Source organism: Cupriavidus sp. 291-E7, from assembly GCF_057798835.1.
The window spans coordinates 533,654-551,815 of record NZ_JBYOJV010000002.1 but is presented as its reverse complement, the minus strand read 5'-3'; the positions used below and the strand labels follow the sequence as shown (position 1 = coordinate 551,815).

Here is an 18,162-nt window from a genome sequence, read left to right as displayed (position 1 = left end):
ATCGACATGAGCGAACAGGACCCACGCAATCCCGACGTCGCAATGGCATCCAGACCCGCGGCGCCGGTCCCGCACCAGCACTATCCGCAACCGCTGCTGCCGCGCAACGCGCGCAACTGGATGATGGTCTGGTACCGCAACTACATGGTCTGGAAGAAGCTGGCCATCCCGTCGATGATCGGCAACCTTGCCGATCCCATGATCTACCTGTTCGGTCTGGGCCTTGGCCTGGGTCTGCTGGTGGGTCAGGTGCACGGCGTGTCGTACATCGCCTTCCTGGCGGCCGGTACCACGGCATCGAGTGTGATGATGTCCGCCAGCTTCGAATCGATGTATTCGGCCTTCTCGCGCATGCATGTGCAGCGCACGTGGGAGGCGATCATGCATGCGCCGCTGACGCTTGGCGATGTGGTACTGGGAGAAGTGCTCTGGGCAGCCAGCAAGGCAGTGCTGTCCGGCGTGGCCATCATGCTCGTGGCGGGCCTGCTTGGCTACGCGCAGTTTCCGGGAGCGCTTGCCGCCCTGCCCGTGATCGTGCTGGCCGGCATCGCATTCGCAAGTCTGGCGATGATCGTCACGGCCCTGGCACCGAGCTACGACTTCTTCATGTTCTATCAGACGCTGGTGATGACGCCGATGCTGCTGCTGTCAGGCGTGTTCTTCCCGCTGGAGCAATTGCCCGAAGGCGCGCAGAAGGCCACGATGGCACTGCCGCTGGCCCACGCCGTGGCATTGATTCGTCCGTTGATGCTGGGAAGGCCAGTGGAGAACGTCACGCTGCATGTGGCCGTGCTGGCCGTCTACGCGGTGGTGGCGCTGATGGTGGCGCTGGTGTTGCTGCGCAAGCGGATGCTGCGCTGAGGATAGATGCCTGCCGAGAGGCAGCCCCCTCTCCCACACCGTGGGCGAGGGGGACACAACAAAACTTACTGACCCAGGCCGCGTAGCAGATCGGCTTTCAGGTCTTCCACCGATTCCAGGCCCACGGCCAGGCGGATCAGCCCTTCCGAGATCCCTGCGGCGGCTTTCGCTTCCGGCACCACGCGACCATGCGTGGTCGTGTACGGATGCGTGATCGTCGTGCGCGTATCACCAAGATTGCCCGTGATCGAGCACAGCTTCGTGTTGTCGATCACGCGCCAGGCGTTGGCACGCATCTGCTCCGGCGTGCTGCCCTTCAGCTCGAACGACACGATCGCGCCACCACCGCTTTGCTGGCGCTTCGCCACTTCGTATTGCGGATGCGACTTCAACGCCGGATGGAACACGCGATTCACAGCCGGATGCGACTCCAGGAATTCGGCAAGCGCCAGCGCGCTTTGCGAATGGCGCTCCATGCGGATAGCCAGCGTTTCCATGCCCTTGAGCATCACCCATGCGTTGAAGGCCGACAGCGTCGGGCCAGCCGTGCGCACGAACGGAAACACCTTGCCCATGATGAAGTCATGCTTGCCCACCACGGCACCGCCCAGCACGCGGCCCTGCCCGTCGATATGCTTGGTGGCCGAATGCACCACCACGTCGGCACCGAACTTGATCGGCTGCTGCAGTGCCGGCGAGCAGAAGCAGTTGTCCACCACGAACAGCGCGCCCGCGTTGTGGGCAATCTCGCCGACGGCCGCGATGTCCGAAATCTCGGTCAGCGGGTTCGACGGCGTTTCCAGGAAAAACAGCTTCGTATTGGGCTTCACAGCCGCACGCCAGGCCGCCAGGTCGGTGCCGTCGACGTAGGTCGTCTCGACGCCGAACTTGGCCAGGATCGTGTTGAACAGCGTCATCGTCGACCCGAAGATCGAGCGCGAGCTGACCAGGTGATCACCAGCCTGCAGCGTCGCCAGCGCCACCGACAGGATCGCGCTCATGCCCGATGCCGTGGCCATGCAGGCCTCGGCACCCTCCAGCGCGGCCAGGCGCGACTGGAACATCGACACGGTCGGATTGGTGAAGCGCGAGTACGTGTAGCCCTCTTCCGAGTTGGCAAAGCGCTCGGCGGCCTCGGCGGCGCTGTTGAAGCAGAAGCTCGAGGTCAGGTACATCGCCTCGGAGTGCTCCATGAACTCGCCAGTACGCAGCGTGCCGGCGCGCACGCCGAGGGTGTCAATGCCGTAGGACTCGGGTTGGTTCGGATCGCTCATGCTGCTGTGCTGCCCAATGGGTGTAGTTGTTATTCGTTGCCGCCCGAGCGCTGCAGGTGCAGTTGCGAACGCTCGGTCTCGCCGCCGTTGTTGCCTTCGCGGTCAGCCTGGCTGCGCGCCGTTTCCAGGCGGTCCAGATAGGCTTCGTCGATATCGCCCGTGATGTACTTGCCATCGAAGCACGAGGCATCGAAGTCGCGCAGGTTCGGGTTGATGTCGCGCACGGCCTGCTTCATCGCTTCCACGTCCTGGTACACGAGCTGGTCCGCGCCGATCATGCGCGCGACTTCCTCGTCGGTGCGGCCGTGGGCCACCAGTTCGGCGCGCGTGGGCATGTCGATACCGTACACGTTCGGGAACTTCACGGGCGGCGCGGCCGAGGCGAAGATCACCTTCTTGGCACCGGCGTCGCGGGCCATCTGCACGATTTCGAACGACGTGGTGCCACGGACGATCGAGTCATCCACGATCAGCACGTTCTTGTCCTTGAATTCCACGCCCATCGCATTGAGCTTCTGGCGCACCGACTTCTTGCGCACCGCCTGGCCCGGCATGATGAACGTGCGGCCCACATAGCGGTTCTTGAAGAAGCCTTCGCGATAAGGCACGCCCAGTGCGTTGGCCACCTGCATGGCGGCGGGGCGGCTCGAATCGGGAATCGGCATGACCACGTCGATGTCGCCAGCCGGCACTTCGCGGCGGATCTTCTCGGCCAGGTAGTCACCCATGCGCAGCCGCGCATCGTAGACCGGCACGCCATCGATGCACGAGTCCGGACGGGCCAGGTACACAAATTCGAAGATGCAAGGCGTCAGTTGCGGATTGTCGGCGCACTGCTTGCTGTGGAACTTGCCGTCCAGGTCGATGAAGATTGCCTCGCCCGGTGCCACGTCGCGCTCCATCGTGTAGCCCATGCCTTCGAGCGCCACCGATTCCGAGGCAATCAGGTATTCCTTGCCGGTCGGCGTATCGACGCTACCGATGCACAGCGGGCGGATGCCGAACGGATCGCGCACGGCAAGCAGGCCGTAGCCCGAAATCTGCGCGGTGATGGCATAGGCACCCTTCACACGGCGATGCATGCCGCTGACGGCCGTGAAGATGGTTTCCGGTACCAGCGACTTGCCGTTGCTGGCACGTTGCAGTTCGTCAGCCAGCACGTTCAGCAGCACTTCGGAATCCGAATGCGTGTTGATGTGGCGACGATCGCGGCGGAACATCTCCTCGCGCAGCTGATCCGAGTTGGTCAGATTGCCGTTGTGGGCCAGCATGATGCCGTACGGCGCGTTCACATAGAACGGCTGGGCTTCTTCCTCGCTGGAGGCGGAGCCGGCGGTCGGGTAACGCACCTGGCCGATACCGGACGTGCCCGGCAGGCCGCGCATGTTGCGCGTGCGGAACACGTCGCGCACCAGGCCATTGGCCTTGTGCATGTGGAAGGTGCTGCCGTTCGCCGTGGCGATGCCGGCTGCATCTTGTCCGCGGTGTTGCAACAGCAGCAGGCTGTCATAGATCAGTTGGTTGACAGGGCTGGTGGAAACCACGCCGACGATACCGCACATGCCGAACTCCCAGGAAAGGCAAATTGATTCAGGGGCGCAATTCCGTCATGTACGCGACGGAATCTGCGTTGATACTGCGCCGCGCGCGTGGGTTCGTCCAGCGCTTGCGGATTCAATCCAGTCAGGCCCGAGACAAGGTCAGGCCTTCACATACTTCGCCAGGTCGGGCGGCAGCCAATGCCGCAGCTCGTCCATAGCCTGTATCACATACGGACGCGACACCGCGTCACGCCAGAAAGGCTCGTCGGGCAGCTTCGTGAGCCCCGCCAGCACGACGATCAGCATCACGATCAGCACACCACGCGCCAGCCCGAACACCATGCCCAGGCCCCGATCCGCGGGCTTCAGCCCCGTGGTTTCCAGCAACTGGCCCAGAATGGCACCGGCCAGCGCGGAAACGATCCATGTGCCAAAGAACACGGTCAGGAAACCAAGCGCGCTGCGGGTCAGTTCACCGCCTGGCAGCGTCTCCGGCATCCACTTCGCGGCAACGCCACCGAAGTGATAGGCCAGCACGAAAGCCACCACCCAGCCCACCAGCGCCAGCACCTCGCGCACCAGGCCACGCAACACGCCAATCAGCGCCGACGCCACCAAAATGAAGGCCACGCCGTAGTCAAAGAAAGTAAAAGCCATGCGTGCGACGCCGGTTCCTGTCAGATGGGGCCAAATTGCCGCCCTGCAATCGTCTTCGATCGATCCGTTACTGCTCGATGACCTTCGAGGTCAGTCCGATCGACTTCACCTTCTTGTCCGCTGCATCGGCCGCATCGCGGCTGCTGAACGGACCCGCGCGCAGCAGGATACGGTCACCATCGGCCAGCGTCTTCTTTTCCACAAACGCCGGTACCTTGCTCTCCTTGAGCTTGGCCAGCCAGTTCTTCGCGCGCTCTTCCGAGGAGAACGCGCCGATCAGGATCAGGTATTTGGTATTGGCAGCGGGCTTGTCAGCCGCTTTTGCTTCCGCGGGCTTGGCGTCGGCCACCTTGGTGTCGGCCTTGGCATCCGGCTGCTTGGCGTCGGCCTTTGGCTTGTCCTGAGCCGGCGTGTTGACGATTTCCTCGCCGGCGTCGAGTGCCGCGTCGTTACGGCCGGCGTTGGCCGACGGCGGCAGCGCCTGCGCCTTGCGCGCCTCGACCTTGGGCTTTTGCGCGCCCTGGCCGTTGGCCACGCTGACCGCCACGTCGTCGGAGACGGGACGCGGCTTATGCTCGAACACGATCGGCAGCACGATGACCGCGGCCGCAAGCAGCACCACGGCGCCAATCAGCCGGCGGCGTGCGCGTTGTTTCTGAGGGAAGTCGGGATCGAGGGTATCGTCCGCGTATTCCTCGGCAGGCCGGCGCGATGCGCCGATGCCGGCGCCCGGCTCCGCGCGGGTGCGGCGACCGCGTTCGGGTGCCGGATCAGTGCCCTTGCGGGACGAGAACAGCGAAAGCAGGCCCATAGATGCCCAAAGAGTGGTGTTCGGGGTGATGTCGTTCCGGCCCGGGAGTTCAGCCAGGAATTCAGTTGGCCTGCGTGGCACGATATGCCATCACGCCTGCAACGGTATAGAACGATCCGAAGACCAGGATTCTATCATTCTCGGTTGCACGCTCGACAGCATCGCGATACGCCAGTTCCGGACTTGAAAAGCACGCTGCAGTGTTGTCCGGCCCTTCGTGAAAGCCCGTTGCATCGAGTGCCTCGCGCAGTTGGCCAGCCGTGGCGGCGCGCTCCGTCGGCAAGTCGCACAGGCACCAGTGGTCGACCTTGTCGGCCACATGCTGCAGCACGCCGGCGATGTCCTTGTCCGCCATCGCGCCGAATACCGCGTAGGTGTAGCGGAAAAACCCCATATTTTCGAGGTTCTGACCCAGCGTGGCCGACGCATGCGGATTGTGCGCCACATCGAGGATCACGGCCGGACGCCCCGGAATCACCTGGAAGCGGCCCGGCAGCTCCACAAAGGCCAGCCCGTTGCGCACTTCCTGCGCGCTGACGGGCAGGCGCGGCCGCATGGCCTGCAGCGCGGCCAGCGCCGCCGAGGCGTTCAGCAACTGGTTGGCACCGCGCAGTGCCGGGTAGCCCAGGCCATTGAGTTTGCGGTCGCGGCCGGACCAGTCCCATTGCTGGCGTTCCTGCCCCGGCGCGGCCTGGTGGCGGAAATCGCGGCCCACCAGCCAGAGATCCGCGCCGATGGCTTCGGCATGGTCGATGACCGATTGCGGCGGCAGTGGGTCGCCGCAAATGGCCGGGACGTTCGGACGGAAGATACCGGCCTTTTCGTAGCCGATCTTCTCGCGCGTATCGCCCAGGTACTGGGTATGGTCGATGTCGACGCTGGTGATGACCGCGCAATCCGTGTCGATCACATTGACCGCGTCGAGCCGGCCGCCCAGGCCCACTTCCAGAATGATCGCGTCGAGCCCCGCCGACGCGAACATGTGAATGATGGCCAGCGTCGTGAATTCGAAGTACGTCAGGCTGACCGGATCGGCAAAGCTGGTGCGGGCGCGCTCCACGGCTTCGAAGTGCGGCAGCAGCTGCGCATCGGTGGCCTGCTCGCCATTCAGCCGGGCGCGCTCGTTAAACGTGATCAGGTGCGGCGAGGTATGCAGGCCAACCTTGTAGCCGGCCTCGAGCAGGATGCGCTCCAGGATCGCGCAGGTCGATCCCTTGCCGTTGGTGCCGCCGACGGTAAATACCACCGCGTCGATGCGCAACCCCAGCGCTTCCTTGACGCGCGTGATGCGTGTCAAACCCATGTCGATGCCCACGGGATGGGCGGTTTCCAGGTGTTGGAGCCAGTCGGGGAGATTATGGAAGATGGGCATGCTGGTTGACGACACTTCAAAAGCAAAAATGGCGCGGGTGTTTGCGCACCCGCGCCATTGTCCTGCAAATCACGCTACCGCGTCAGGCCACCGCATCGGCCGGCTGCTTCTGCAGCAGCGCCAGCAGCTGGGCCAGTTCCGCGCGCAGGCGGCGACGGTCGACGATCATGTCGATGGCGCCCTTCTGCAGCAGGAACTCGGCGCGCTGGAAGCCTTCCGGCAGCTTCTCGCGCACGGTCTGCTCGATCACGCGCGGGCCGGCAAAGCCGATCAGCGCCTTCGGCTCGGCGATCACGACATCGCCCAGGAACGCGAACGAAGCGGACACGCCGCCCATCGTCGGGTCGGTCAGCACGCTGATGAACGGCAGCTTGGCATTCGACAGCTGGTTCAGCATGGCCGTGGTCTTGGCCATCTGCATCAGCGACAGCAGGCTTTCCTGCATGCGCGCGCCACCGGTGGCGGTCACGCAGATAAACGGCACCTTCTGCTCCAGCGCGGCTTGCGCGCCGCGGGCGAAGCGCTCACCCACCACGGAGCCCATCGAACCGCCCATGAACTCGAACTCGAAGCAGGCCACGACCACCGGAATGGTATGGATCGCGCCACCCATGACCACCATCGCATCGGTTTCGCCGGTATCTTCCATAGCGACCTTGATGCGGTCCGGGTACTTCTTCGTGTCCTTGAACTTCAGTGCGTCCACCGGCACGATTTCCTGGCCGATCTCGAAGCGGCCTTCGGCGTCCAGCATCTTGTCCAGACGCTCGCGCGAGCGAATGCGCATGTGGTGGTCGCACTTCGGGCAGACGTGCAGATTGGCTTCCACGTCGGTGCGGTACAGGGTGGACTCGCACGACGGGCATTTGACCCACAGCCCTTCCGGAATGCCCTTGCGGGTGGAGGGGTCGGTCTGTTGAATCTTCGGAGGCAGGAGTTTATCCAACCAGCTCATGAAAGCTCCTTTCGGATAGCTGCCGCTCGCGCATCTACACCCACTTCTGAGAGGGCGGATACAGGAACGGCAGGGAATCAGGCCGCGAATTTACCACGCCGGGCAATGACTCGCCTAAGCAAAACGCGTAAATTGAGCCTTATGGATCACAATTTGCGCTGATTTTTTCAGCAAGCGTCACACGGCCGAAGCAACTCAGGCGTCCAGCGCCTGGCGAATTTCGGCAATGAACGCCCGCAAGGCCTCGACGGCGCGCTCGCGCGGCGCATCTTCCAGCAATTGCACCAGCCGGCTGCCGATCACCACGGCGTCCGCCACGCTGCCAATGGCGCGTGCGGTCTGCGCGTCACGGATGCCGAAACCGACGCCCACGGGCAGGTTGGCGTGCTGCTTGATCAGCGGCAGGCGGGCCGCCACGCTGTCCAGGTCGAGCGTGGCCGAGCCGGTCACACCCTTGAGCGACACGTAATAAAGATAGCCGCTCGCAACCTTCGCCACGGCAGCAATGCGGGCATCGGTGGAGGTAGGCGCCAGCAGGAAGATCGGATCCATCTGGTTGGCGCGCATCAGTGCGGCAAACGACTCGCACTCCTCGGGCGGGTAATCGACCACCAGCACGCCATCCACGCCGGCCTCGGCCGCGGCCTTGGCAAACTTTTCCTCGCCCATGCGCTCGATGGGGTTCGCATAGCCCATCAGCACCACGGGCGTGTTGGCGTCGGTCTTGCGGAACTCCGCCACCCAGCCCAGCACCTGCGCAAGCGTCACGCCTTGTGCCAGTGCACGCTCCGAGGCGCGCTGGATGACCGGACCATCGGCCATCGGGTCCGAGAACGGCACCCCTAGTTCGATGACATCGGCACCGCCCTCCACCAGCGCGTGCATCAGCGGCACGGTCAGGGCGGGCGCGGGATCGCCGGCGGTGATGAACGGAATCAGGCCCTTCTTGTTCTGCGCGGCAAGCGCCGCGAAAGTCTTCTGGATACGGGACATGTCGTTGGCCTTGCTGCTATCAGATCAGGCGCTGCACAGCCGATGCATCGTCATTGGCATCGTCGTTGGCAGCGGCCTGGGTCGTTTCGGGAGTATCGGGCTGGATCTGCGCGTACACCGGTTGCGCGGCGGTCACGCGGTCGCGCACCAACGCGGCGTACTGCGGATTCATCTCAAAGCCGACAAAGCGCCGGCCGTGGCGCACGCATGCCACCGCCGTGGTGCCGCTGCCCGTGAACGGGTCCAGCACGATGCCGCCCGGCGGGCAGCTCGACAGCACCATGCGCTCGACGATTTCCAGCGGCTTCTGCGTCGGATGATCGGCGCGCTCGGGGTCTTGCCGGTGGATACGCGGCACGCTCCACAAGTCCTTGGGGTTGTAACCCACCTCGAGCCACTTCTTGCCCTCGAATCGCGGCCGGCTACGCGCCTTCTTGGTCTCGGCGTCATACGGAATACGCACCGGGTCCAGGTCGAAGTAGTAGTCGCGCTGGCGAGCAAAGAAACCGATGTTGTCATGCACCGACGAGAACTTGCGCGTGGTGCCGCCCATGCTCGGCACACGGCGATCCCAGATGATCTCGTTGATCATCGTCAGCCGCTTCTTGAGCATGACAAACAGCTCGGGCGAGTACTGCCACGTGCAGAACAGGTACAGCGTACCCTTGGGCGCGAGCTTCGGGATGATGGCGTCCATCCAGCGCTCCGACCACTCCAGGTACGCATCGCCGGACAGCAGGTCCGAATCGTTGCCGTAATCCTTGCCAAGGCCATAGGGCGGATCGGCGACGATCAGGTCGATCGAACCATCGGGAATGCGCTTCACGCCTTCGAGCGCGTCTTCCTGGTACAGGCGGGCCACGTCGGTATCGAGGATGTCGAACGGCGCCGCGGCGCCGCCCTCTTCCACCTGCGACGACGAAGTTTCAGGGGGCAGCGCGCGCATTACAGCTTCAACCCCGCACGTTCGGCCACCGTGTGCATGTCCTTGTCGCCACGGCCGGACAGGTTCACGAGCAGCAGCTTGTCCTTGGGCAGCGTCGGCGCCAGCTTGCATGCGTAGGCGATGGCGTGGCTGGACTCCAGCGCCGGGATGATGCCCTCGATCCGGCAGCAGTCGTGGAATGCCTTCAGCGCTTCTTCATCGGTGATCGGCACATACTGCGCGCGGCCGATGTCCTTGAGCCATGCGTGCTCGGGCCCCACGCCGGGGTAGTCCAGGCCGGCCGACACCGAGTGAGTCTCGATGATCTGGCCGTTTTCGTCCTGCAGCAGATAGGTGCGATTGCCGTGGAGCACGCCCGGCGAGCCGCCGGTCAGCGACGCCGCGTGACGGCCAGTGTCCAGGCCGTCGCCGGCCGCTTCCACGCCAATCAGTTGCACGTCCTTATGCTCGATGTACGGGTAGAAAATCCCCATCGCGTTCGATCCGCCGCCCACGCAGGCGATCACGGCGTCCGGCTGACGCCCGGTCAGCTCGGGCATCTGCACCTTCGACTCCTCGCCGATCACGCACTGGAAGTCCCGCACCATCATCGGATACGGGTGCGGGCCAGCCACGGTGCCGATGATGTAGAACGTGTTTTCGACATTGGTCACCCAGTCGCGCATCGCCTCGTTGAGCGCGTCCTTGAGCGTCTTCGAGCCGCTTTCCACTGGCACCACGGTGGCACCCAGCAGCTTCATGCGATAGACGTTGGCCGCCTGGCGGCGCACGTCCTCGGAACCCATAAAGACCACGCATTCCATGCCGAAGCGCGCGGCAATCGTGGCCGTGGCCACGCCGTGCTGTCCGGCGCCCGTTTCGGCAATCACGCGCTTCTTGCCCATGCGCCGGGCCAACAGCGCCTGGCCGATCACGTTATTGATCTTGTGGGCGCCGGTGTGGTTCAGGTCTTCGCGCTTGAAGAAGATCTGCGCGCCGCCAAGCGTCTCGCTCCAGCGCTGCGCGTGGTAGATCGGCGACGGACGGCCGACGAAGTGTTTCAGCTCGCGCTGGAATTCGGCGTTGAAGTCCGGGTCCTGCTGGTAATGCGCATAGGCCTCGCGCAATTCGTCCAGCGCGTGGACCAGGGTTTCGGAAACGAAGCTACCGCCATAGGGGCCAAAATGGCCTCGGGAATCGGGCAAGTCGTACATGTCCAGGCTCTCAGGTGGCGCTCCGCGCGCGGCGCGGCGGAACGCATCAAATTCGGAATCGGGCAGCCGGCGGCGAGGGAGGCAGTGCCGGCCCCAGGTTAGTGGCCGGCCAATCCTGCATCCGCCATGCGCACGGCGCGCACGAAAGCGGCAATGCGGGCGTGGTCCTTCACACCCTTGGCAGCCTCCACGCCACTGCTCACATCCACGGCGTAGGGGCGCACGCGTTCAATCGCACCAGCGACGTTTTGCGCGTTCAACCCACCACTCAAAACGATGCGAGGAGCGTCGCTTGCGGGCGGGCTGGCAGGATTGGGCGGAAGCCATTGAGCAGGAATCAGGGTCCAGTCGAAGACGTGGCCGCCACCGCCATAGCCTTCCACGAAGGCGTCGAGCAACAGACCGGCGGCGTCACGGTATTGATCGGCGAATTCTACCAAATCAAGCCCCCCCTGGACACGGGCGGCGCGCACAAACGGCAGCCGGCAGCGGCGGGCGATCTCCGTGCACTGCTGGGGGGTTTCGTCGCCGTGGAACTGAAGCAACGTCAACGGCACACGCTCGGCCACGTGGGCCACCTCTTCGGCGTCCGCATTGACGAACAGCCCCGTCACGGTCACGAACGGCGGCACCTGTTCGGCCAGCGTCGCGGCCCGCGCCACATCGACAAAGCGCGGACTCTTGCCGTAAAACACCAGGCCAATGGCGTCGGCGCCGGCATCGACGGCTGCGCGGACGTCTTCCTCCCGTGTCAGGCCGCAAATCTTGATGCGCGTGCGCGGGGCTACGTGACCGGAATCAGACACCGTCATCGGCAAACACTCCGTGGAAGAAACTGGCGGAGGCGTCCGCCCTGGGTAGCTGGTACGGCTCAGGATACTTCACGTCGACCAGGTAGAGGCCGTCGGGCATGAACGTCGGCGCCGCCTTCTGCCGATTGCGCCCCTCCAGCACCTCGGTCATCCATTCCGCCGGGTAGCGACCCCGCCCCACCGCCACCAGGCAGCCCATCAGGTTGCGGACCATGTGGTGCAGGAAGGCGCTGGCGCGAAAACGCAGGAAGACCCAATTGCCGTCGTCCCGGATCGTCACGTCATACATGGTCTTGACCGGCGACTTGGCCTGGCACTCGGCGGCGCGGAACGCGGAGAAATCATGCTCGCCAAGCAGGCAGGCGGCGGCGGCGCGCATCGCGTCGACATCGAGCCGCTGGCCCGGTGGCAGCATCTGGTACCCGGCCCGGCTGTGGATCATCGGCACGCGGTGCGGCCCGGTATAGAGCGCGTAGTAATACATCCGCTCGTAAGCCAGAAAGCGTGCGTGGAAGCCATCGTCGACCGGTTCGGCCCATTGCAGCGCGATGGACGGCGGCAGAAAGGCATTTACGCCCCGCACCCATGAGAACTTGTCGCGATCGAGCTCGGTATCGAGGTGGATCACCTGACCCAGCGCGTGCACACCGGTATCGGTCCGCCCCGCCACCGTGGTCAGCAGGCGCGTCCCGGCAAAGCGCTCGATGGCGTCTTCCAGTTTGTCCTGCACGGTATTGCGATGGGGCTGCGACTGCCAGCCGGAAAAGGCCGAACCGTCGTAGTGGAGTCCGATGGCGATGCGATTCATGAATATGGCGATGCGCAAAAACAAAATGCGCCGGAAGGGACGCTTCCGGCGCATCGCTTCGGGCCTCGGCAGACCGTGTTACCGGCGTGCCGCAAACCCTGCATCATACCGGCCTTTGGGTCGAAACCCGCAGGCCATCCCGCATCAGGCCACGTCGCGCAGCAGCGTGCGGGCTTCGCTTTGCAGCGGATCTTCCGACTGCTCCACTACTTCCTGCAGCAGTTCGCGGGCACCTTCCTTGTCACCGATCTCGATGTAGGCACGCGCCAGATCGAGCTTGATCTGCATGTCGCGGCTGCCATCCATGCCGGTGGCCGACAGCGTGCTGGCCGAAACGCCATGCGTCGAATCGCCCAGGCCTTCCGACGTCACGCGGCTCAGGTCGATCGGCTCAACCAGCCGGCCGTTCTGGAGCATCGTCGGTGCCGGCAACGGCACGGTGGATTCCGCCAGCGACGGGGCGTCATACGCTGCCACCGGGGCCGGTTCCATCGCGGCTACCGCTTCGGACTTCGCGGGATTCAGGTCCAGCGACAGGCTGGACATGTCGAACTCCAGCGGACGCGAACGCGTCGGGGTGTCGAGCGCCGGCACCTCGGCCAGGTGGCGGTCAGAGCCATCCGCCGACAGATCCAGACCGGCATCGTGGCGCTCATCCAGGACGTCGTCGAGACGTGCCACCGGTTCCGCCTGGTTTTCGTTACCGAATACCAGCGAGGCCGACTCCGGTGCCACGATGGGCTCCCCCGGCGCGGGCGCCGGGAAAGCGTCGAGCGGCAGCGCCAGGTCCGGCATGGCCGATGCCTGGGGCTTCTGCTGCAACGTCTGAGCGGGGTCCTGCGTGCGCCATTGGTCGGCCGCCGGCGTGGTCGTGTCGGCTTCCGACAGCGCATCCGGCGCCACCGACAGGTACAGCGCATTACTCGGGTCCAGCTTGCGGCCCATTTCCGCGACCTGTTGCCAGTCCGCGCTTTGTCCGCCTACCTGGGCGAACATTTCTTCTGCAATCACCCGGAAACCTTCCACATCCTGACGAGTGTTGTAAATCTCCAGCAGCTTCAGGCGAATGGCCTGGCGCTCCGGATTCTGTTGCAACGCTTCGCGCAGGATTTCCTCGGCCTGCACGTCGCGTCCGTACGCGATATACACCTCGGCCTCGGCAATCGGGTCTACTTCCGTTGCTTCGGGCGAGTTGTTGCCGATGCGGAAGTCGGCGCCGAACACGCTGTGCTGCGACGTGTCGACGCTCTGGCCACCAGCGGTGCCGAACAATGAATGTCCGCCCGCCATGACCGTGCTTTCCTGCGACAGGATGCTGTCACCGAAACCGGTGTTTTCGCCTGCCTTCTGCTTCTGGCGGCGGCGATAGTACGCATATCCGCCAAGCAACGCAACCAGCACACCCGCGCCGGGCAGCAGCATCGGGTTGGCGAGCAGCTCGTCAAGGAACGAAGGCTCGGCAATCGGTTGGACCACCGGCGGTGCCTTCCTGGCGGTTGCCGGGGCCGAAGCCGGGGCTGCGACAGGTGCCGACGCGGCGGCTTGCGGTGCCGAAGCGGCCGCCGCTGCCGTGGCGGCTGCGGCCGTGGCCTCGGGCGCCGATGCAGCAGCGGTGGCGGCCGGTGCCGGTTCCGGCGTGGCAGTGCTCGGTGCATCCGCGGGCTTGGCCGGCTCGGCCTGCACCACGGTCGGGGCAGGCGCAGCGGCCTCGGCGGCCTTGGTGGCTGCCGGCGCGGCAGCTGCCGTCGCGGCGGCTGCCTTGGCTGCCTGGTTGCCCTGATTCAGCTTGGCGATCTCCGAATTCTTCAGCTCCATCAGGCGCTGCATGTCGGAGATATTCTTTTCGAGATCGGCAACGCGCGACTCGGCATCCTTCAGCTTTCGCTGGCTTGCCACGTCGGCTTCGGCCTTGGCCTGCGCGCCCTTCTCGGCTTTCGACAGTTTGAGTTCGTCACGCGGACCCGCGCTCGGCACCGTAGTGTCCTGCACGCGCGCCGTCACGTTACCCGACTGCTCGCGGCCCGAGCCGGCTTCCACCGACTTCGCAGCCGCTGCCGCGGCCAGGCGGCTGCGGTAGCTGTCAAAGCCCTGCGTACGCGCCACCACTTCGCGGCGCGCCTCGCGTGGGCTTACGGACTGGGCTTGCTGGGTGCTCGGCACCTTCAGCACGGCGCCGGACTTGATCCGGTTGATATTGCCGCCGATAAACGCGTTGGGATTATTTCGATAGAGCGCGAGCAGCATCTGCTCGAGCGACACCGAGTCCTGACCTTGCGCGGCGTCGCCGGCGATGCCATAGAGCGTGTCGCCACGCTGGACGGTGTAGTTGCCGTTGGCGGAAGCGCCATCGCTGACGGCGGCCGGCGCGGGCGCGGCGGCGCGGCGCGGCTGGCGGGCCGGGGCGGGCGTCGGCGCCGGTGCGGCGGCGGCGGCAGGCGCGGCAGCCACCGGTGCCGGAGTCGGCGCCACGGCCGGCGATGCGTCGGGCGTGGCTGCCTGCACCACGGTGGTCGGCGCGAACGTCTGGTTCGACGGCCGGGCACCCGCGGGGTCCAGCAGGAACGTATACGCACGAGTGATCTTGCCGCTCGACCAGCTCATGTCGATCAGGATGTCGACAAACGGTTCGCTGAGCGGCTGATTGGACCGGACGGTCGCCACATAGCTGCCGTTCGGACGCTTCTGTACGTCAAGCTTCACACCCGCAATGGCCGACTGATAGGTCAGTCCGGCACGGGCATAGGCCGACGGCGGTGCCAGCTTGACAGCCAGGCTGTCCGCTTCCTCAGCCGTCACGCCGGTGATATCGATTTCAGCCTGGAGCGGCTGCCCCAGGTTGGACTGTACCCTTAGTTGTCCAAACCCCGCGGCATACGCGGCCGGCTGCGCAAGCAGCAGACCGAAAGCCGTGACGGCCAGCGTTGACCAGCGCTGACGGACAGTAGGCGCATCTTTCCGGCGATGTAGGCTCACACTCACCTCGTGCTCCGTTTATGGTTTTAGTAGCAAAAGTTAACCCGATCCCAACAAAATGGCTGGCTGGCGAGCGCTGAACCGGGTGGCTTATTGCCGACCCTGGTCGCGCCCATGTCGCTGCTGTCCGTCACAGACGTACGGCGGCGATGACCCCGTGGCCATGCGCATGCCGGCTGTATTGTGACCCAAGCCTGCGAAAAATAGGGTTCCGGATGCGACAACGCCGCGCTAAGGCGCGGCGTTGCTGATAAAGCGGCAGATTCTGTTGCCTCCCTGCAACGAAAGCAGCGAGGCTAACCGAGGGTCAACCCTCGATCAGAATGCGCAGCATACGCCGCAGAGGTTCGGCGGCGCCCCACAGCAGCTGGTCACCCACCGTAAAGGCCGACAGGTACTCGCCGCCCATCTGCATCTTGCGCAGACGGCCAACCGGAATCGTCAGCGTGCCCGTCACGGCGGCCGGCGTCAGGTCCTTCATGCTGGCTTCACGCGTGTTTGGCACAACCTTGGCCCACTGGTTGTTGGCCGCCAGCATGCCTTCGATTTCGTCGAGCGGCACATCCTTGCGCAGCTTGATCGTGAGCGCTTGCGAATGGCAGCGCATCGCGCCAATCCGCACGCACAGGCCATCCACCGCGATCGGGCTGGCACCGGTGGCGCCGACAAAACCTTCGCCACGACCCAGGATCTTGTTGGTTTCGGCGCCGCCCTTCCACTCTTCCTTGGAAACGCCGTTGCCCAGGTCCTTGTCGATCCAGGGAATCAGGTTGCCGGCCAGGGGCACGCCAAACTGCTTGGTTTCGTCAGCGGACAGACCGTGCTGGGTCGACAGGATCTGGCGGTCGATTTCAAGAATCGCCGATGCCGGATTGTCCAGCAGCGGCTTGACCGCGGCGTTCAGCGTGCCGAACTGCGTCAGCAGCTCGCGCATGTGCTGGGCACCGCCACCAGACGCAGCCTGGTAGGTCATCGAGGTCATCCACTCGATCAGGTCGTGCTGGAACAGGCCACCCAGGCCCATCATCATGCAGCTGACCGTGCAGTTGCCGCCGATGAAGTTCTTGACGCCCTTGGACAGCGCGTCCTTGATCACACCGAGGTTGACCGGGTCCAGGACGATGATCGCGTCGTCCTTCATGCGCAGCGACGAGGCGGCGTCGATCCAGTAGCCATTCCAGCCGGCGGCGCGCAGGCGCGGGAACACATCGTTCGTGTAGTCACCGCCCTGGGCGGTGAGCACCACGTCGCACTTCTTCAGTGCTTCGATGTCGTTCGCATCTTTCAGCGTGGTTTCGTTCTTGGCCACAGCCGGGGCCTTGCCACCAGCGTTGGACGTGCTGAAGAAAACGGGCTCGATATGGTCGAAATCACCCTCTTCCTGCATGCGCTGCATCAGGACGCTGCCGACCATTCCTCGCCAACCGACGAGACCTACAATCATGACTTACCTCGGATGTGATGTGAACTTCCCCGCCATTTTCCTCGCCCGGCGTGGCTGCGCGGGGAAGACGGGCAGGCACGACGAACGATCTAGGGGATCGTTTTGGTAATGGTTTTAATCGTCGTTGCGGTCAGGCCGAGCGAATCCACACCGATCGTGCCGCGGATAGCGGTGCGAGCAGCGGAGGCAGTCAGGAAGGACTGGTGGAATCGGGCCATAGCGGAAGAGTCTACACGAATTTGCGGCAGTGCCGCAGGGGAAATAATAGGCGTTTTGTAGCTTGCCGAGCGTTTTCTCCGCTCGCTCCCAAGCAGGCGCGGGGTCGGGGGAGAGGTCGGGAGGCAAAAAATTGCGATTTCGCACCTTTAGCCGGCCGCCCCACTTCCCCGCCCCTCTCGCGCAATGCGGGAGAGGGGTCCCACGCACCCTCGGCGCCTGAATTACAGTGCCGCCAGCACCGCCTCGCCCATTTCCTTCGTGCCGACCTGCTTGCAGCCCGGCGTCAGGATGTCGCCAGTGCGATAGCCCTGGGCCAGCACCTTCTTCACGGCGCTTTCGATGCGGTCGGCCTGTTCGGCGCGATTCAGCGAGTAACGCAGCATCATCGCGGCGGAGAGGATCGTAGCCAGCGGATTGGCCACGCCCTTGCCGGCGATGTCCGGAGCCGAGCCGTGCGACGGTTCGTACAGGCCCTTGTTATTGGCATCGAGCGAAGCCGACGGCAGCATGCCGATCGAACCGGTCAGCATCGCGGCCTCATCCGACAGGATGTCGCCGAACATGTTGCCGGTGACGATCACGTCGAAGCTCTTCGGTGCCTTCACCAGTTGCATTGCGGCGTTGTCCACGTACATGTGCGACAGCTCCACGTCCGGATATTCCTTGCTGACATCGATCATGATGTCCTTCCAGAACTGGAACGTTTCCAGCACGTTGGCCTTGTCCACGCTGCACAGCTTCTTGCCGCGCTTGGCGGCGGCCTGGAAGGCCACATGAGCGATGCGGCGGATTTCCGGCTCGCTGTAACGCATCGTGTCGAAGCCTTCGCGGGCGCCCTTGAACAGGCCGTCCGGCGCATCGCGCACGCCACGCGGCTGGCCGAAGTAGATGTCGCCGTTCAGCTCGCGCACGATCAGGATATCCAGACCGGCCACGAGTTCGGGCTTCAGGCTCGACGCGCCGGTCAGCTCCGGATAGCAGATCGCCGGGCGGAAGTTCGCGAACAGCTGCAGATGCTTGCGCAGGCCCAGGATGGCCTGCTCGGGGCGCAGCGGACGCTCCAGGCTGTCGTACTTCCAGTCGCCCACGGCGCCGAACAGGATGGCATCAGCCTCCTTGGCCAGCTTCAGCGTGTTTTCCGGCAGCGGATGGCCCTCGGCCTCGTAGCCGGCACCGCCCACCGGGGCGGTTTCCATTTCGAATTTTTCGCCCAGTGCGTTGAGCACCTTCACGGCTTCGGCAATGATCTCGGGACCGATACCGTCGCCCGGCAGGACTGCAATCTTCATGTGTCTTCCTAAGA

15 protein-coding genes are annotated in these 18,162 nt (G+C 64.5%); 1 reads left to right on the top strand and 14 read right to left on the bottom strand.

Translation table 11 applies throughout. The features are described 5' to 3' along the window. Window positions 1-6 precede the first annotated feature (6 nt). Complete coding sequence (locus AC3FLX_RS05560) at window positions 7-861, top strand: ABC transporter permease (protein ID WP_488694574.1); 855 nt, start codon at window positions 7-9, stop codon at window positions 859-861. A 65-nt stretch (window positions 862-926) separates the two neighbouring features. Here AC3FLX_RS05560 and AC3FLX_RS05555 read toward each other — a convergent pair whose 3' ends face one another. From AC3FLX_RS05555 to leuB, 14 genes are all read right to left on the bottom strand, one after another. Then, window positions 927-2,135, bottom strand: coding sequence for an O-succinylhomoserine sulfhydrylase (locus AC3FLX_RS05555; protein ID WP_488694572.1), 1,209 nt, complete (start codon window positions 2,133-2,135; stop codon window positions 927-929). A gap of 29 nt (window positions 2,136-2,164) precedes the next feature. Then, entirely contained in the window at window positions 2,165-3,697 is a 1,533-nt protein-coding gene (purF, locus tag AC3FLX_RS05550) for an amidophosphoribosyltransferase (protein WP_488694570.1), read from the bottom strand. 138 nt (window positions 3,698-3,835) lie between these two features. Further along, complete coding sequence (locus AC3FLX_RS05545) at window positions 3,836-4,333, bottom strand: CvpA family protein (protein ID WP_488694568.1); 498 nt, start codon at window positions 4,331-4,333, stop codon at window positions 3,836-3,838. Window positions 4,334-4,400: 67 nt separating this feature from the next. Next, on the bottom strand, window positions 4,401-5,144 hold the full coding sequence (locus tag AC3FLX_RS05540) for an SPOR domain-containing protein (RefSeq protein WP_488694728.1): 744 nt from the start codon (window positions 5,142-5,144) through the stop codon (window positions 4,401-4,403). Between the two features lie 61 nt (window positions 5,145-5,205). Further along, window positions 5,206-6,516 carry a bifunctional tetrahydrofolate synthase/dihydrofolate synthase gene (gene folC, locus AC3FLX_RS05535; RefSeq protein ID WP_488694566.1) on the bottom strand — a complete coding sequence of 437 codons (1,311 nt, stop codon included), beginning with the start codon at window positions 6,514-6,516 and terminating at the stop codon, window positions 5,206-5,208. A gap of 82 nt (window positions 6,517-6,598) precedes the next feature. Beyond that, window positions 6,599-7,471, bottom strand: a complete 873-nt coding sequence (gene accD, locus AC3FLX_RS05530) for an acetyl-CoA carboxylase, carboxyltransferase subunit beta (RefSeq protein WP_488694564.1) — start codon at window positions 7,469-7,471, stop codon at window positions 6,599-6,601. Window positions 7,472-7,666: 195 nt separating this feature from the next. Beyond that, complete coding sequence (trpA, locus tag AC3FLX_RS05525) at window positions 7,667-8,464, bottom strand: tryptophan synthase subunit alpha (protein WP_488694562.1); 798 nt, start codon at window positions 8,462-8,464, stop codon at window positions 7,667-7,669. Window positions 8,465-8,483: 19 nt separating this feature from the next. After that, window positions 8,484-9,410, bottom strand: a complete 927-nt coding sequence (locus tag AC3FLX_RS05520; RefSeq protein WP_488694560.1) for a DNA-methyltransferase — start codon at window positions 9,408-9,410, stop codon at window positions 8,484-8,486. Continuing rightward, a complete protein-coding gene (gene trpB, locus AC3FLX_RS05515) occupies window positions 9,410-10,603 on the bottom strand; it encodes a tryptophan synthase subunit beta (protein WP_488694558.1) in 1,194 nt (397 codons plus the stop codon). The genes AC3FLX_RS05520 and trpB overlap by 1 nt, the downstream gene beginning before the upstream one ends. Before the next feature lie 98 nt (window positions 10,604-10,701). Beyond that, complete coding sequence (locus tag AC3FLX_RS05510) at window positions 10,702-11,415, bottom strand: phosphoribosylanthranilate isomerase (protein ID WP_488694556.1); 714 nt, start codon at window positions 11,413-11,415, stop codon at window positions 10,702-10,704. After that, the gene (gene truA / locus AC3FLX_RS05505; RefSeq protein ID WP_488694554.1) at window positions 11,402-12,223 is read right to left on the bottom strand and encodes a tRNA pseudouridine(38-40) synthase TruA; all 822 of its coding nucleotides are present in this window, start codon (window positions 12,221-12,223) and stop codon (window positions 11,402-11,404) included. Before truA ends, AC3FLX_RS05510 begins: the two co-directional genes overlap by 14 nt. 144 nt (window positions 12,224-12,367) lie before the next feature. After that, window positions 12,368-15,202: a motility hub landmark protein FimV gene (locus tag AC3FLX_RS05500; RefSeq protein WP_488694552.1), complete on the bottom strand. Its 2,835-nt coding sequence runs from the start codon at window positions 15,200-15,202 to the stop codon at window positions 12,368-12,370. A gap of 301 nt (window positions 15,203-15,503) precedes the next feature. Then, entirely contained in the window at window positions 15,504-16,640 is a 1,137-nt protein-coding gene (gene asd / locus AC3FLX_RS05495; protein ID WP_488694550.1) for an aspartate-semialdehyde dehydrogenase, read from the bottom strand. Window positions 16,641-17,080: 440 nt separating this feature from the next. Then, window positions 17,081-18,148, bottom strand: coding sequence for a 3-isopropylmalate dehydrogenase (gene leuB, locus AC3FLX_RS05490; protein ID WP_488694548.1), 1,068 nt, complete (start codon window positions 18,146-18,148; stop codon window positions 17,081-17,083). Window positions 18,149-18,162 lie beyond the last annotated feature (14 nt).